The sequence below is a fragment of the Acinetobacter sp. ANC 3929 genome (genome assembly GCF_000369405.1).
Lineage (GTDB): Bacteria > Pseudomonadota > Gammaproteobacteria > Pseudomonadales > Moraxellaceae > Acinetobacter.
Window position 1 is genome coordinate 78,645 of sequence record NZ_KB850002.1, and the last position, 15,485, is coordinate 94,129.

Consider the following 15,485-nt stretch of genomic DNA (forward strand, 5'->3'; position numbering starts at 1 on the left):
CTTAAGCGTATAACTGTTCTAGGCGAGTGTGCGCACGGGCAATCGCAGCTTCAACTTGTTTTGGTGAGGTACCACCAATGTGATCACGTGCATTGACAGAGGCTTCTAGGGTCAATGCTTTGTCAAATACATCTGCGGTAATCAAATCAGAGAACTGTTGCAGTTGTTCAAGCGTCAATTCAGATAAATCTTTTTCTTCTGCAACGCCTAAAGCAACTGCTTTACCAACAATTTCATGGGCATCACGGAAAGCCACGCCTTTTTTGACGAGGTAGTCTGCAAGATCGGTTGCAGTTGAGAAACCACGTAAAGCTGCTTCACGCATAATTTCGATATTTGGCACTAAGGCTGGAACCATATCGGCAAATGCCATTAATGAACCACGAACAGTATCAATTGCATCAAACAATGGTTCTTTGTCTTCTTGATTGTCTTTGTTATAAGCCAATGGTTGGCCTTTCATTAAAGTTAATAGGCTCATTAAGTCACCAAAAACACGACCTGACTTACCACGAACAAGTTCTGGTACATCTGGATTTTTCTTCTGCGGCATGATTGAAGAACCTGTGCAGAAGCGGTCTGGAATATTCACAAATTTGAACTGTGCAGAAGTCCATAAAATCAGTTCTTCAGACATACGTGATAAATGCATCATGATCAAAGATGCAGCTGCATTAAATTCAATCGCAAAATCACGATCAGAAACGGCATCGAGTGAGTTTTCTGAAACTGCTTCGAAACCGAGGAGTTCCGCTGTGTAAGCACGATCAATTGGGTAGGTCGTACCTGCCAAAGCTGCTGAACCAAGTGGCATACGATTAACACGTTTGCGACAGTCTTGTAGACGCTCTGTGTCACGCACTAACATCTCAAACCAAGCCAACAAGTGGTGACCAAAAGTCACAGGCTGAGCAGTTTGCAGGTGAGTAAAGCCAGGCATGATAGTGTTGGTGTTTTTACTTGCCAGACCCAGTAAGCCTTTTTGTAGACGGAGTAATAAACCTAAGATATCGTCAATTTCATCGCGCAAATACAGGCGGATGTCGGTCGCAACTTGGTCATTACGGCTGCGACCTGTATGGAGTTTCTTACCTGTGATACCAATACGTTGAGTCAAACGTGACTCAATGTTCATGTGTACATCTTCTAAATCAATACGCCATTCGAAGTTGCCTGCTTCAATTTCAGCTTGAATGGTGCTTAGACCTTGGATAATGTCATCACGTTCAGCTTCAGTCAGGACGCCAACTTTGGCAAGCATGGTTGCATGTGCGATTGAACCTGCAATATCTTGTTTATAAAAACGTTGGTCAAATTGCACAGATGCGGTAAATTCTGCAACAAAAGCATCTGTTGCTTCAGAGAAGCGACCGCCCCACATTCCAGAGGTTTGATTTGGGCTTGCTGTAGAAGAGGATTGAGAAGATGTGGTCATGGCGGCTCAGCAAAATAAAAAAGAGTATAGCAAATCCAAACGCAGTTGCCGAAACTCGACGTAAGAAGTTATCGCAAACTCGTCAGGGGAATCCATCAGGCTCCTATTTTTTTACGAAAATTGGGCAATGGCAATACTTATTAGAATTAATTGTTGCAAGTAATGTTTTAGCGATGGTGTTGGCTTTGGCTGAAGCACGTTCATGGCAAGCCTTAGATGGCTTTCGCGTATTGCAATATATGTTCTTTATTAATTGGGTGATTTTATCATTTGCGACACTGGTGGATTACTTTCAAGGTTTTTTTGCCAAGTTTAGTCAGAAAGTGGCATTAATACTCGGTTTTGTTTTACTTCAATTAATTGTTTTATTGACCACCTGCGCGGTCAATGTTATTCAGTATTGGGCTGCACGTTCAGGCGCATTTAGTGAAGAGGTGCTGTTTCAGGGGACGAGTCTGCATCTGAGCTATGGTGTTTTACTCGGTGCATTCTGTTTGCGTTATTTATATATGCGTGAACAGTGGATGAGCCAGCAATACAGTGAACTGAATGCTCGAATTCAGGCGATGCAAGCGCGAATTCATCCGCATTTCTTATTTAATAGCATGAATAGCGTGGTGAGTTTAATTACGATCGATCCTGAAAAAGCTGAAAATATGCTGATTAATCTGTCACGACTTTTTAGAGCGAGTTTTCAGGAACTGAAGTTGGTGAGTCTGGCAGAGGAAATTGACTTGTGTCAGCAATATTTAAGTATCGAAAAAATGCGTCTAGGTGAGCGTTTAAATGTAGAATGGAACATACAGGCGACACCAATTGAATTAAAACGCGTGACGATTCCGTTATTAACGTTGCAACCTTTGCTTGAGAATAGTATTTTTCATGGGGTGGAAAAAATTTTGCAGCCATCAACCATTAGCGTATTGGTTGAAATATTGCAAAATCAAGTCAGTATAGTCATTACCAACCCTTATTCTCACGATACAATAAAATCGAGACAGGGAAATGGTATTGCGATAGACAATGTGAAGCAGCGCTTGAAAGCTTATTATGGGCCAACGGTTAAGTTTCAGATTTATGGGGGAGCGTCGTTATATACGACGGTGGTGAGCTACCACTATCGAGTAAAATAATAAGTCAAGTTAACCATAAAAAATATGGATGAAGTTAACGGTGACAAGGAGGAGAGGATGAGAGTTCTGATTGCTGATGATGAGCCTCTCGCTGTAGAGCGTTTGTCACGTTTAGTGACCCAGATGGGACACGAAGTCATTGCGACGGCCCATCATGGTCAGGAAGTGTTAAATCATATTGAAAACGACTCGCCTGATGTCGTTTTATTAGATATTCAAATGCCAGGGATGAATGGTTTGGAGTGTGCTGAACAACTCAGTCAGCTCAACCCTCGTCCTGCGATTATTTTTTGTACGGCATATGATCAACATGCATTGGAAGCATTTAAATTTCAAGCACAAGGATATTTACTTAAACCTGTTGCACAACAAGATTTACAGCAGGTGTTTAATCATTTAACTCACCTTACACAAGCACAAATGACTGGTTTAAAACAACAAGACGATATGTACGATACCAAAACACAACGCCATCAAATTGCTGCGAAAACTTATCGCGGAGTTGAGCTGATTCCATTGGAAAATGTTTATTATTTCTTGGCGGATCAAAAATATGTCACTGTTCGCCATAAAAATGGCAGTGTGCTAATTGATGAAACCCTGAAAGACTTAGAATTAGAATTTGCAGACCGTTTTATCCGCATTCATCGTAATGCTTTGGTCTCGCTCGACTATCTTGAAGGGCTAGAATTGGTCGCAGCAGGACAATATCAAGTACGTTTGCGTGAACTGGAGGAGCGTTTATCCGTCAGTCGCCGTCACTTACCGAGTTTAAGAGAGTGCATGCATCAATTATAAAACTCAGCTTTTCAGCTGAATGATTGATCACTTTATGATTTTTTACTTGCAATTTCAGGTGATCAAGTTAAGTTTGGAACAATTGCTTTGATCAATACTTAACTTGAATTTATGAAAACCTTAAAAATTGCGACTCGACAAAGCCCTCTTGCACTTTGGCAGGCGGAACATATTCGTTCTCGTTTAAATGCGCTTTATCCAGATTTAACGGTTGAATTGGTTAAGTTTGTCACCCAAGGCGACAAGATTTTAGATACACCGTTAGCCAAAATTGGTGGTAAAGGTTTATTCGTAAAAGAGCTGGAAGCAGCATTGCTGGATGGTCGTGCGGATTTGGCTGTACATTCAATGAAAGATGTGCCGATGCATTTACCTGAAGGTTTAAGTTTGGCTGTGATTTGTGAGCGTGAAGATCCTTTGGATGCATTTGTTTCGAATCATTATGCGCATTTCGATGAGCTACCACAGGGTGCAAAGGTGGGGACTTCTAGCCTGCGTCGTAAGTGCCAAATTTTACAGCAACGTCCCGATTTAGAAATTGTTGATTTACGCGGCAATGTGGGCACACGGTTATCCAAATTGGATGATGGTTTATACGACGCCATCATTTTGGCCAGTGCTGGATTAAAACGTTTAGGTTTGGCTGATCGAATTCGCCATTGCTTAATGCCTGTTGTGAGTTTACCAGCGGTGGGGCAAGGTGCACTTGGTTTAGAGTGTCGTACGGATGATGTGGAATTATTAAGATTGATCCAACCGTTACAGCATGAAGAAACCTCGATTTGTGTCCGTGCAGAACGTGCTTTCAATGCTTATTTGGAAGGAGGTTGCCAAGTGCCGATTGCAGGTTACGCAACTTTAGCCAATGATCAGATTCATATCGAAGGGCGAGTGGGGAGTGTTGATGGGAAAACCTTACTGAAAGAACAGTTGGTTGGAGCACCAGCAGATGCTGAACAACTTGGTGAACAGCTGGCTCAGCGACTGTTAGCGCAGGGTGCAGGTGAATTGCTGAAAGCGCTGTATTAATGCTGTTTATTAATACGCGGCCTGATGACCGTGCTTCTGTTTTAACCCAAGCATTGGGAGAGGTGGGTTATCAGGTCGAGGCATTGCCTTTACTTGAATTGGTTGCCGAGCCATTTTCTAAAACTTTACAGCAACTCTACTTCGCGTTGCTTGAGACCCAAGTGATCGTGGTGGTTAGTCCGACAGCCGTTGATATTGGGATGCGTTATTTGCAGCAAGCAGGATTGCAACTTGATCAGCTCAAACATATTCAATGGGTTGCAGTAGGGCAAGCCACAGCACAGGCTTTAGCTCAATTTAAAATAACGAGTGTTGTCCCTGAGGTGGAAAGCTCAGAGGGAATGCTGGAGCTTCCCCTTCTAAAACAGCAGATGCAATTAACCAAAATTGCATTCTGGCGAGGTTTGGGGGGGCGACAGTTTATGATGCAGCAATTGCAGCAACAAGGTGTCGAGATTCTGAATTTTGTGCTCTATCATCGCCAATGCCCAGAACAAAGTTTTGCTATATTTCCTGAAATTGTAAAAAAAATAAGTTTAAATCAGCCTGTTGCGGTGTTGATTAGTAGCGAAGCGAGTTGGAACTATTGGCAACAGCTATGTGGTCAGTATCCATGTGCAGCAGCGTGGGTTTATTTGGTTTTAGGCTCACGTTTGGTCCAGATTCTGAGACAGGTGCGGGATCAGACTGCTCAAGGATTTAACATTATTCAGCTTGAAAATTTATCTGCATCAGAGATCATTCAACGCATGAGTGATTGGCAAGGACATGTATGAGAAAAATTGGTTATCTAATATTAGGATTGAGTTTATTGTGGTTAGCTAAACTCAGTTACGATGTTGCGCAATATTCTCAAACTGTACCTCAATTGCAACAGCAATTAAATCAAACCGAGCAGCGTTATGCTTTATTGAATGATCAGTTCGTTGCTGTGCAACGCCAGTTGCAAAATACTAATCCAGTAGAGCCTACGGATAGTGTCGCCATCCCAACTACGGTGACGGGGATTGCGCCAGTTGTTTTGATTAAGCAGCAAATGCAATTGGTGCAATTTGCATTGGATCAGCAACAATTTATTTATGCATTAGATCAATTGAATCAAGTGCAGCAGCATGTTGTGCAATCCGCAGTCTCTCCTGCATTGCAGCATAGTCTGGTGAAATCGATTGAGCAGGATAAACAGATTATTCAGCAATATGTTTTAAGCCAAACGCAACAGCAGCAGCAACTCGATAATTTATTGCAGCAGCTAGACCAAAAGATTCAACAAGAAATTCAGAACCCGAAACTAAGCATGGCAAACAATGAAAGTACGTCTTGGTGGCATTGGTTTACATTGGAAAAAATCCAACGCAATTCTCCTGATTTACTGAGCCGTAATATCACTTTGAAAGAAGCTCAACTGCGTTTATTGCTTGCCTCTGAGGCTTTACAGCAAGGCCAGTTGGTTGAATATCGAAAATCAATTTTGGAAGTCATGCAGTTGTTTGCGGAATTGCCCGATCAAGCTAGCCAGCAGATGAAACAGAAGTTAGAGAAAATTGTCAATTTACCGGTAATGCCTACACCAAAACTCACCACATTGGGTTTATTGGGGTAACGCATCATGAAATATTTACTACTCACTTATTTGCTTCTAAGTTTAGTATTATTCGCACTGTTTGCTGTGTTGAGTTATGGCTATGGAAATGGCTATGTTTATATTTATTGGCGAGACTGGCAGTTTCAAAGTGGTGTTTGGGGGCTGATTGCACTTTTTATTGTGCTGAGTTTACTGGCACAATCAGCATGGCTGATCGGTAAACGTTATCTTGCCCGAGAGCAGCGTAAAAAAGAGACGATTCTGCATTTCAAAGATTTACACCCTTATGAGCAGCTCGGCATTGTCTGGTTGTTAGAGGCTGCAAAAGATCAACAGGTTTTTATTGAGCGTGTTTTTACACAATCAGGATTGCTGAATAATATTGTCGATGCGCAGTTTGATTATAAAAATGGTGATTATGAAACAGCATTACAGAGCCTAGAAAGCTCTGCACCGATGGCATTTGAACTGGCTGAATTGCAGCGTATTGATATTTATTTAGAACAGCAACAGACTGAAAAAGCACTTACACATTTAGAGTTTCTCGCTCAACACCAACTTTCTCCGTGGTTGGCTGAAATTGAAACCGCTTATCAGCAACGTATCACTGCTTTATGGGGCAAGCTTGCCTTGCAAAAACCCTGGTTATTTCTACAGGCGATTCAATTCGGGTTATTAGATGCAGAGCATCGTGATTTATGGTTGCAGCAGTTATTAATACAATTTGAGCAAGCATCAGTGGATGATCTGACTGCTTTGCAGCAACGTTACTTGGCTTTGCAGAGTGAAATACAGGGTCGCCCTTATAGCAGTAAAGTACTTTGGTTAAAGTTATTGGCGCGGATGCCAGAAATGAGTTTGCAGCATGAAGATCTGGCTTTGCATTTATTGCAAGAGCAGTTTGATCCAGAAGTATTTTATCTGTGGTTCCAGCAACAGTTATTAAAGCAAATCCCCGATTATGCTTATGTTGAACAACGGATTATACAACTGGAACAGCGCTATACCAGTGTGCCAATGTTAAGCTTTGCTAAATGGCATATTTATGTCGCAACACAACGTCAGCAAGAAGCGGAGCAATTATTAACTCTATATCCAGATAACATTTTAATGAGTTATTTAAGGATTAAATCTACATTAGGGGATAATCCTGATTTAATCAGACAGTTAAATTTAATATTTGAAAATGATGTGAATTTTCTTAATTTTAAGATATGAGTGTAAATATGAAGGAACTGTCTGTCTACCCTGTAATACATACGCAAACGGTGGCATGGGGAGATATGGATGCTTTTGGGCATGTTAATAATGTGCAGTATTATCGCTATATGGAAAGTGCACGAATTGCCTATTTAATGGCATTAAATATCTTTGATGAGGATATATTGACAGTGGTGGCTTCCAGTCAATGTAAGTATTTAAGTCCTGTATTCTATCCTGATGTGCTGCATATTGGTGCGCGCATTGAAGAGTTACGAAATAGTGCTTTTCGTATGCATTATGTTTTATGGAGTGAAACACAGAGCCAAATGGTCGCGACAGGCGAAGCGGTTATGGTCTGTGTTGATAAAGAAACATCTAAAAAATTAAATATCCCTGAGATGGTTAGACAGAAAATTATTCAACTGGAACAAAGTGTGGGGCACCCGTTAATATCTAACTAATTATTATAAAGACGATTATGTCTATTTTTGGTCGATTATATAGTAAATTTATATAATATGGTTCAAATACCAAGCTCATATGTCTTGGAGGTATTTGAACCATGATAAAGCCTATGAAATTAGATTTTTTTAGATAAAATTAAGAATAAATTAATATAAACGTGTTGTTGTTCCTCCCAGATATTGTCTTTGCAGAATATGTTTTTATATAACAGGTCTACTTTTTAAGGTTTATTGTAAATAAAATGCGATTTTGCGCCTGATATACGATTAACTGAGCTATTCTTATATTGATTATTTAATCATTTATAAATTAATATTGAATCGAATTTGAAATTCATTTTATTTTTTGAGTGATATATTTCCCCTATTAAGTTGGAGTGGTTCTAATGAAACCAGATATTAGTGATTTATCGGTAGAAGATTTAAAGCGTTTACAAGCAGAAGCGGAAGCTTTAATTGCAAGTAAAAAAGATCAAGCAATCGAAGATGCATATAATCAAATTGTTGCAATTGCAGATGCGCTTGGCTTTAGCGTTGAAGAATTATTGGAAGTTGGTGAGCAAAAGCGTAAGAAAACAACGCGTAAAGCAGTAGAACCACGCTACCGTAACAAAAACAATGCTGAGGAAACTTGGACTGGTCGTGGTAAACAACCACGTTGGTTAGTTGCTGAATTAGAAAAAGGTGCAAAACTTGAAGATTTCTTAATCTAAGCAAGTTTTAAAGTCATCGTTTTGTCATACGACGACTTTATCCTTTATTAAAAGCCAAGCTCAAAAAGCTTGGTTTTTTTATATGAGAGAATTGGCGATGTTGAAAAAGTATGCATAATGTCATTCAGGGGCGAGTGTCTCAAGAAGGATGATATTTGGCATGTTGGTAAGGGTAGAATGAAGAAAAATACCAAGCAATGGAGATGGTGGATTTTCGCCATTTTTGCATTTTTAATTTTTATTATTTTACAAATTCCAGCAACTTGGTTAATTGCGAAATTTTCAAAAGATAATCAAATATTACATAATGTCAGCGGCAATATATGGCAGGGGCAAGCGGATTGGCAGCGTGGTCAATTGCGTGGATCAGTGCATTGGAAAACACGTCCTCTCGACTTGTTGTTACTGCGTCTGGGTGCAAATCTCGATATTCATAGCGGTAATACCCAGTTCAATGGAATTTTTGCTTATGGTTTTGGCAAAAAAATCATGATCAAAGACCTGCAAGGCAAAATCTCGCCTGAAACATTAAAGTATTTTGCAAACTGGCAGTGGCCTGAAAATTCAATTCAATTGAAAGATGTGCAATTCAATTATCAAAAAGAAAAAGGCTTTAGCGCGACAGAAGGTCAACTCAATTGGGGTGGTGGTGAGTTGAGCTATACGTTTGGCCAACGACAGGACCGCATGAATATGCCTTCTTTGGCTGCTGAGCTGAAAGATGAAAACGGACAATTACAAATCGATGTTCGCGACCAACGTAGCCAGAAAATGGCAAATCTGAGTTTAGATGCAAATCTGATGTTGGATGTGCAGTTAACCCAACGGATGTTGCTGAACATTCCATCCTATCAGGGTAAAGCTGGACTCGACACTTATGTGATTAGCTCACGTCAACCGTTACTGCAAGGTGGTTTCTAATGAAAGCAATCACTCAAAAATTGCAGCAACTGCGTTGGCAAAAAGTTGATAAGCTCAGTGGCTTGGTTCTCGCTTTATTGATTTTGTGGTTGTGCTGGAAATTGGCTTCCTTGTTTTGGTGGGTGCTCGCACCGCCTCAACCGATGCAGTTTGATCGGGTGGAGCTGGGTTCGCAACAAGCACAAGTGCCTAATATCAGTTCCTTTGCTTTATTTAATGAGCCAGCAGCGACCTCCGCTGATGATAATGTCAACTTGGAGTTGCAAGGTGTATTGTTGGGTCAACCAAATTACTTGTCTTCTGCGGTGATTAAGTTGAATGATACGGCTGAACGTTATCGTGTAGGAGAGACCGTTGGTTCGACTTCATATCAACTGGCAGAAGTGTATTGGGATCATGTGATCTTGAGACAAGGCAATGGCGCAACTCGAGAAGTAAAGTTTAAGGGGTTGGATAAAGGCCTATATCAACCCATTGCACCAGTATTGAATAGCAACAATAGTGTGCCGCCTGCTGCTGCACCAACTCAGAACTCACCACAATCCGCTTTAGGTCAGGCGATCCAGCAAATGCAGGATAACCGTGAACAGTACATGAAGAATATGGGGGTAAGTGGCGGTGGTTCAGATGGTTATGAAATATCAGATAAGACCCCATCGAATTTAAAAAATACCTTGGGTTTGCGTGCTGGCGATCGTATTCTATCGGTCAATGGTCAGAGCGTCGGGCAGGGGCTCAACGAAGTACAATTATTAGAGCAAGTACGTCGTGAAGGGCATGCCAAAATAGAAATAAAACGTGGTGATCAAGTGATGACCATACAACAAAGTTTTTAGTGATCACACGTCACCATATTAGTTAGGAATAAGTGCAGGTTATGGCTTTTTTAAATCATCAACGTCCACTTTGGGCATTACTTGCCGCAGCACCTTTGATTGCGACAGTCAGTACCCATGTGCAAGCACAAACATGGAAGATCAATCTACGTGATGCAGATTTAACGGCATTTATTAATGAAGTTGCAGATATTACAGGTAAGAACTTTGCGGTTGACCCTCGTGTACGCGGTAATGTAACGGTTATTTCTAATAAGCCGCTGAATAAAGATGAGGTATATGACCTATTTTTAGGTGTGCTTAACGTCAATGGTGTGGTTGCGCTTCCTTCTGGCAATACGGTTAAGCTTGTGCCTGATAGTAATGCCAAGAATTCAGGCATTCCTTATGATGCACGGAGTCGTGCAGGTGGCGATCAAATTGTGACACGAGTCATTTGGTTGCAAAACACCAATCCCAATGATTTGATTCCTGCTTTACGTCCACTTATGCCGCAATTTGCTCATTTAGCAGCAGTTGCAGGAACCAATGCCTTAATCGTTTCTGATCGTGCAACCAATATTTATCAGCTCGAAAATATTGTGCGTAATCTGGATGGTACGGGTCAAAATGATATTGAAGCGATTAGTTTACAGTCGAGCCAAGCAGAAGAAGTGATTGGCTTGTTAGAAACGATGAGCGCAACAGGTGCTTCGAAAGACTTTATTGGATCACGTGTTCGGATCATTGCCGATAATCGTACCAATCGGATTCTGATTAAAGGGGACCCTGATTCGCGTAAGCGTTTACGTCAAATGGTTGAAATGCTAGATGTGCCATCAGCAGATCGATTAGGCGGCTTAAAAGTTTTTCGCTTGAAGTACGCCAGCGCAAAAAATTTAGCTGAAATTTTACAAGGTTTGGTGACAGGCCAGTCAGCGTCATCTTCATCGTCGTCGAATAGTAATAACAGATCAAATTCGATCAACACCCTGACGTCGAATAATCAAAATTCAAGTTCATCTATAGGTTCATCGGTTTCTACGCCTTCGATTAATTTAAATAGTAATTCAAACAATAGTCAAAATTCGGCAATTACCAGTTTTAATGGTGCAGGCATCAGTATTATTGCTGACCCAACTCAAAATGCATTGGTGGTCAAAGCTGATCCACAGTTAATGCGGGAAGTTGAAGCGGCCATTCAACAATTAGATATTCGTCGTCAACAAGTCTTGATTGAAGCCGCAATTATTGAAGTCTCAGGGGATGATGCAGATCAACTGGGAATTCAATGGGCATTGGGTGATTTAAGTAGTGGTGTAGGTTTGCTTAGCTTTAGTAATGTAGGTGCAAGTCTGGCATCCATTGCTGCAGGTTATGCTACAGGTGGCGCAAGCGGTGCAGCCGCAGCGATTGCTGGAGATGCCAATAAAGGGAATGGCGCGACGCTTGGGTTGGGGAATTTTGAAAACTCACGTAAAGCATATGGCGCACTGATACAGGCATTGAAAACCAACACCAAATCAAACTTCTTGTCTACACCTTCGATTGTCACCATGGACAATGAGGAAGCTTATATTGTCGTAGGTCAAAACGTTCCATTTGTCACGGGTTCTGTATCGACGGGAACGTCAGGTACAGTTAACCCTTATACAACGGTTGAACGTAAAGATGTGGGTGTTACCTTAAAAGTGATTCCGCATATTGGTGAAAATGGTACGGTTCGCCTTGAAGTTGAACAAGAGGTTTCGGATGTCCAGAACAATAAAGGTCAGGCAACAGATCTCGTGACCAATAAGCGTGCTATCAAAACAGCGGTGCTTGCTGAGCATGGGCAAACTGTCGTATTAGGTGGTTTGATAGCGGACAATACTTCATTGTCACGTCAAGGCGTTCCAGGGTTGAGTAGTATTCCATATCTTGGGCGTTTATTCCGTGCCGATGCGCGTAGTAATATCAAGCGTAATTTGTTGGTGTTTATACATCCTACAATTGTCGGGGATGCGGATGATGTGCGTCGCCTTTCTCAGCAACGTTATAATCAGCTTTATAGTTTGCAACTCTCCATGGATAAGAATGGTAATTTTGCAAAGCTCCCTGAAAATGTGGCAGATATTTATAATCCGCGACCTGTGGTCCCTAGCTCTCCTTATCAGAAGGTTCCAACTGCAACGCAAAACAAAGTTGTTGTGGTTACGACGCCTGTTGCTGTTGAAGAACCGCAAGTTCAGCAGAAAACAGTGCAGCTTCCAGCAAAATCTACAGAACGTAGTAAAAATACTGTGACCACCACCACAATTCGCCCTGTGTCTTCACAGTAGAAGCACAGAAGCGCTTATGTCACAATGTTATGATTGCAAGAAATTATATAAGGATATGCATCTATGACTTGGAAATTACAAGCCATTACAGGTGAATTTACGGGGCAAGAACTGAATATCGAGCGCGACATGTTGGTGGGTAGACACCAAGATGCCGATATTTTGTTGCAATCAGCAGATATTTCACGTCGTCATGCCGCTTTGTTGTTGAAAGATCAGCAGCTTTGGGTGCAAGACCTCAATTCGTCAAATGGTACCTTCATTAATGATGCGCGTGTCGAGCAAGAAACCGAATTGCACGATGGTGATATTTTACAGTTCGCAAGTTTTGTCTTCTCTGTGCTTGCACCGGCAGCAACTGATGCTGAATTACCTGAAATCGAAATTGAACCTGTGACCTCGACTACACATGATCAAGGTATGCCAAGTATTGCTGAGCGTGCGGTTGAAACACCAATCACGCGCGATGGTATGCCGCAACAGGTCTCGATTCCAAAACCAGCGCCTATTCCTGAAGGGGTGAGTGTTCAGGCTGTACCTGAGCCACAACCTGTTGCGATTGATGAACCAGTATCGCGTGTCGCTCAGGAAAAAGAGCAACAAAAGAATGCTTCTGTTGGTTTGATTTCGATTATCGTACTGATCATTTTAGCCGTGATTGCCTGGCTGTTCTTTAAATAATCGGGCGAAGCTTCTACAATCAAGGCATGCCCACGTTGGTATGCCTTTTTCATTTCTTGGGTCGAAATATATGTCTGTTGCTCAATTACAAAGCCGTAGTTTAGTGTTATTTGATCTGGATGGGACACTGGTCGATTCCGCTGCTGATTTATATCGGGCGATGAACCTGAGTTTGCTGAAACTGGGTTTGGCGACCGTAACCGAAGCGCAAGTTCGAGTTTGGGTTGGAAAAGGTGCAGCTAAACTGTGTGAGGCTGTGCTGGAACATTTGTTTGGACAAGTAGAAGCCCAGCAGCAAGAACAACTTCTCAGTACATTTGTTGAGGTCTACGCTCAGGAACTCTGTGTAAATACCCAAGTGTATGAGGGTGTTTTGCCATTTCTGGATTATTGTCAAACCCATAATATTACCATGGCATGTGTCACCAATAAGCCTGAGCATTTGGCGAAAGGGATACTGGATATTCTGCAATTGAGTCCATATTTCAAAATAGTGATTGGTGGTGATAGTTTGCCAGAACGGAAACCGCATCCACTACCGCTGCTGCATTGTGTGGAGCTGGAAGGCACATCTATAGCCGAAACCTTAATGATTGGTGACTCAAGTAATGACGTAGAGGCGGCAAGACGTGCAGGTATTGATTGTATTGTGGTCAGCTATGGCTATAATCATGGAGAAAGTATCTATGACTGCCACCCCCAGCAAGTGGTCGATCGTTTGGCAGAATTAGTTTAAAAGATTCAATAAGGAGATAGGCATGAAGATTGTTATGGTTTTTCGATGGCGGGCTTGAAATAGCACTAAAGAAAAAACGCACAGAAATTAAAAACCATAGAGATGATTCATGACCACTTTAGTACAATTTGAGCAATTAAAATCAGCAGGCTATAACACTGTTCCTGTGTATCGCCAACGTTTAGCGGATACTGAAACTCCACTTTCAGTTTTTGCACGTTTTAAACACCACAAACAAGCTTATCTATTTGAGTCTGTCGAAGGTGGGGAAAACTGGGCGCGCTACTCCATGATTGGTTTAGGTGAGTCGACCGTTTTTTCCTGCAATGCAGGCGTACTCACCGTTCAGCACGCAGATGGTGCCGTGACTCAGCAAGATTGCACTGATCCATTTCAATATATTCGAGAGTTTCAAAGCCAATTCAAGGTGCCTACGCAGATAGAATTACCCGATTTGCCTAATTTTACTGGTGGTTTAGTGGGTTATTTAGGCTATGACGCTGTGCGTTATATTGAGCCAAAACTCAAGAATGTACCGACTGCCGATCCTGTGACGCTGCCTGATCTATGGTTAATGCTGTCTCAAACAGTGATCGTTTTTGATAATTTGAAAGATACCTTATTTTTAATTCATCATGCAGATGCAAATCAGCCTGATGCCTATGCTCAAGCTCAGCAAAAGCTAGATCAACTTGAACAATTACTGGCGACACCTGTCAGCCTACAAGCAAAACCACATACTGCGCCACATTTTGAATCGATTACAGGAAAGGAAAAATTTCTAGAAACGGTGGAGAAGGTGAAGGAATACATCCGTGCAGGCGATGTGATGCAGGTTGTGCCTGGTCAACGTATGGTATCTGACTTTGATGGTGAAGCTTTGCAGGTGTATCGTGCGCTACGTCATTTAAATCCATCGCCGTATTTGTTTTTGGTGCAAGGCCAAACTCTAGGTGATAAAAAACCATTTCATATTGTCGGTTCATCACCAGAAATCTTATCTCGTCTGGAAAATGGGATTGCGACGGTGCGTCCATTAGCGGGGACGCGACCACGTGGTAAAACCAAAGAAGAAGATCTTGCTTTGGAACAAGATTTGCTTACAGATGAAAAAGAGATTGCCGAACATCTCATGTTGATTGATCTAGGCCGTAATGATGTGGGGCGTGTCTCTAAAATCGGGAAAGTACAAGTCACTGATCGTATGGTGATCGAGCGCTATTCGCATGTGATGCATATTGTCTCCAATGTGCAAGGTGAAGTTCGTGATGATGTCGATGCTTTAGATGTTTTTAAAGCGACATTCCCAGCAGGGACACTTTCAGGTGCACCAAAAATTCGTGCCATGGAGATTATTGATGAAGTTGAACCCGTAAAACGTGGTGTATTTGGTGGAGCTGTTGGATATTTAGGCTGGCATGGTGAAATGGACATGTCAATTGCGATCCGTACCTGTGTTATCCGTGATAAAAAAGTCTATGTACAGGCTGGAGCGGGGCTGGTTGCGGACTCAAATCCTGAGTCTGAGTGGAATGAAACCCAAATAAAAGCTCGCGCAGTGATCAAAGCGGTTGAATTATCGTCAAACGGATTGATTTTATGAGTTTTTAGCGATTTTTTTGAAAAAAGCACTTGCATCGATTCAGAGTTTTGC

At 41.7% G+C, this 15,485-nt stretch carries 15 protein-coding genes; 14 read left to right on the forward strand and 1 reads right to left on the reverse strand.

Annotated elements, in window-relative coordinates; translation table 11 throughout:
• Position 1: 1 nt before the first annotated feature.
• Positions 2 to 1,435, reverse strand: a complete 1,434-nt coding sequence (gene argH / locus F909_RS01155) for an argininosuccinate lyase (RefSeq protein ID WP_032878335.1) — start codon at positions 1,433 to 1,435, stop codon at positions 2 to 4.
• Between argH and F909_RS01150 the strand changes: the two genes are divergently transcribed.
• From F909_RS01150 to trpE, 14 genes are all read left to right on the forward strand, one after another.
• The gene (locus F909_RS01150; protein ID WP_005154769.1) at positions 1,426 to 2,568 is read left to right on the forward strand and encodes a sensor histidine kinase; all 1,143 of its coding nucleotides are present in this window, start codon (positions 1,426 to 1,428) and stop codon (positions 2,566 to 2,568) included. The two genes, argH and F909_RS01150, sit on opposite strands and share 10 nt — an antisense overlap.
• Positions 2,569 to 2,625: 57 nt before the next feature.
• The gene (locus tag F909_RS01145) at positions 2,626 to 3,366 is read left to right on the forward strand and encodes a LytR/AlgR family response regulator transcription factor (RefSeq protein ID WP_005154770.1); all 741 of its coding nucleotides are present in this window, start codon (positions 2,626 to 2,628) and stop codon (positions 3,364 to 3,366) included.
• A gap of 111 nt (positions 3,367 to 3,477) precedes the next feature.
• Entirely contained in the window at positions 3,478 to 4,395 is a 918-nt protein-coding gene (hemC, locus tag F909_RS01140; RefSeq protein WP_005154773.1) for a hydroxymethylbilane synthase, read from the forward strand.
• A complete protein-coding gene (locus tag F909_RS01135; protein WP_005154776.1) occupies positions 4,395 to 5,171 on the forward strand; it encodes a uroporphyrinogen-III synthase in 777 nt (258 codons plus the stop codon). The genes hemC and F909_RS01135 overlap by 1 nt, the downstream gene beginning before the upstream one ends.
• Positions 5,168 to 5,995 carry a hypothetical protein gene (locus tag F909_RS01130; protein WP_005154778.1) on the forward strand — a complete coding sequence of 276 codons (828 nt, stop codon included), beginning with the start codon at positions 5,168 to 5,170 and terminating at the stop codon, positions 5,993 to 5,995. Before F909_RS01135 ends, F909_RS01130 begins: the two co-directional genes overlap by 4 nt.
• A 6-nt stretch (positions 5,996 to 6,001) precedes the next feature.
• On the forward strand, positions 6,002 to 7,195 hold the full coding sequence (locus F909_RS01125; RefSeq protein ID WP_005154782.1) for a hypothetical protein: 1,194 nt from the start codon (positions 6,002 to 6,004) through the stop codon (positions 7,193 to 7,195).
• Between the two features lie 8 nt (positions 7,196 to 7,203).
• On the forward strand, positions 7,204 to 7,641 hold the full coding sequence (locus F909_RS01120; protein ID WP_005154784.1) for an acyl-CoA thioesterase: 438 nt from the start codon (positions 7,204 to 7,206) through the stop codon (positions 7,639 to 7,641).
• A 389-nt stretch (positions 7,642 to 8,030) separates the two neighbouring features.
• On the forward strand, positions 8,031 to 8,357 hold the full coding sequence (locus F909_RS01115; RefSeq protein ID WP_005154792.1) for an H-NS histone family protein: 327 nt from the start codon (positions 8,031 to 8,033) through the stop codon (positions 8,355 to 8,357).
• Positions 8,358 to 8,534: 177 nt separating this feature from the next.
• Positions 8,535 to 9,278 (forward strand): type II secretion system protein N, encoded by a 744-nt coding sequence (gene gspN / locus F909_RS01110; RefSeq protein WP_005154795.1) that lies wholly within the window; start codon positions 8,535 to 8,537, stop codon positions 9,276 to 9,278.
• Positions 9,278 to 10,114, forward strand: a complete 837-nt coding sequence (locus F909_RS01105; RefSeq protein ID WP_005154797.1) for a type II secretion system protein N — start codon at positions 9,278 to 9,280, stop codon at positions 10,112 to 10,114. The genes gspN and F909_RS01105 overlap by 1 nt, the downstream gene beginning before the upstream one ends.
• Positions 10,115 to 10,155: 41 nt before the next feature.
• The gene (gene gspD, locus F909_RS01100) at positions 10,156 to 12,414 is read left to right on the forward strand and encodes a type II secretion system secretin GspD (protein ID WP_005154798.1); all 2,259 of its coding nucleotides are present in this window, start codon (positions 10,156 to 10,158) and stop codon (positions 12,412 to 12,414) included.
• Between the two features lie 63 nt (positions 12,415 to 12,477).
• Complete coding sequence (locus F909_RS01095; protein WP_005154800.1) at positions 12,478 to 13,095, forward strand: FHA domain-containing protein; 618 nt, start codon at positions 12,478 to 12,480, stop codon at positions 13,093 to 13,095.
• A gap of 70 nt (positions 13,096 to 13,165) precedes the next feature.
• Positions 13,166 to 13,831 carry a phosphoglycolate phosphatase gene (locus F909_RS01090; protein WP_005154802.1) on the forward strand — a complete coding sequence of 222 codons (666 nt, stop codon included), beginning with the start codon at positions 13,166 to 13,168 and terminating at the stop codon, positions 13,829 to 13,831.
• A gap of 109 nt (positions 13,832 to 13,940) precedes the next feature.
• Positions 13,941 to 15,434 carry an anthranilate synthase component I gene (gene trpE, locus F909_RS01085; RefSeq protein ID WP_005154804.1) on the forward strand — a complete coding sequence of 498 codons (1,494 nt, stop codon included), beginning with the start codon at positions 13,941 to 13,943 and terminating at the stop codon, positions 15,432 to 15,434.
• Positions 15,435 to 15,485: the final 51 nt, after the last annotated feature.

What these genes read in the sequence shown, in the direction of transcription:
- gspN (WP_005154795.1), top strand. Translation starts at nt 8,535, where the DNA reads ATGAAGAAAAATACCAAGCAATGGAGATGGTGGATTTTCGCCATTTTT.
- gspD (WP_005154798.1), top strand. Translation starts at nt 10,156, where the DNA reads ATGGCTTTTTTAAATCATCAACGTCCACTTTGGGCATTACTTGCCGCA.
- F909_RS01135 (WP_005154776.1), top strand. Translation starts at nt 4,395, where the DNA reads ATGCTGTTTATTAATACGCGGCCTGATGACCGTGCTTCTGTTTTAACC.
- F909_RS01120 (WP_005154784.1), top strand. Translation starts at nt 7,204, where the DNA reads ATGAAGGAACTGTCTGTCTACCCTGTAATACATACGCAAACGGTGGCA.
- F909_RS01125 (WP_005154782.1), top strand. Translation starts at nt 6,002, where the DNA reads ATGAAATATTTACTACTCACTTATTTGCTTCTAAGTTTAGTATTATTC.
- trpE (WP_005154804.1), top strand. Translation starts at nt 13,941, where the DNA reads ATGACCACTTTAGTACAATTTGAGCAATTAAAATCAGCAGGCTATAAC.
- F909_RS01150 (WP_005154769.1), top strand. Translation starts at nt 1,426, where the DNA reads ATGTGGTCATGGCGGCTCAGCAAAATAAAAAAGAGTATAGCAAATCCA.
- F909_RS01095 (WP_005154800.1), top strand. Translation starts at nt 12,478, where the DNA reads ATGACTTGGAAATTACAAGCCATTACAGGTGAATTTACGGGGCAAGAA.
- argH (WP_032878335.1), bottom strand. Translation starts at nt 1,435, where the DNA reads ATGACCACATCTTCTCAATCCTCTTCTACAGCAAGCCCAAATCAAACC.
- F909_RS01115 (WP_005154792.1), top strand. Translation starts at nt 8,031, where the DNA reads ATGAAACCAGATATTAGTGATTTATCGGTAGAAGATTTAAAGCGTTTA.
- F909_RS01145 (WP_005154770.1), top strand. Translation starts at nt 2,626, where the DNA reads ATGAGAGTTCTGATTGCTGATGATGAGCCTCTCGCTGTAGAGCGTTTG.
- F909_RS01130 (WP_005154778.1), top strand. Translation starts at nt 5,168, where the DNA reads ATGAGAAAAATTGGTTATCTAATATTAGGATTGAGTTTATTGTGGTTA.
- hemC (WP_005154773.1), top strand. Translation starts at nt 3,478, where the DNA reads ATGAAAACCTTAAAAATTGCGACTCGACAAAGCCCTCTTGCACTTTGG.
- F909_RS01090 (WP_005154802.1), top strand. Translation starts at nt 13,166, where the DNA reads ATGTCTGTTGCTCAATTACAAAGCCGTAGTTTAGTGTTATTTGATCTG.
- F909_RS01105 (WP_005154797.1), top strand. Translation starts at nt 9,278, where the DNA reads ATGAAAGCAATCACTCAAAAATTGCAGCAACTGCGTTGGCAAAAAGTT.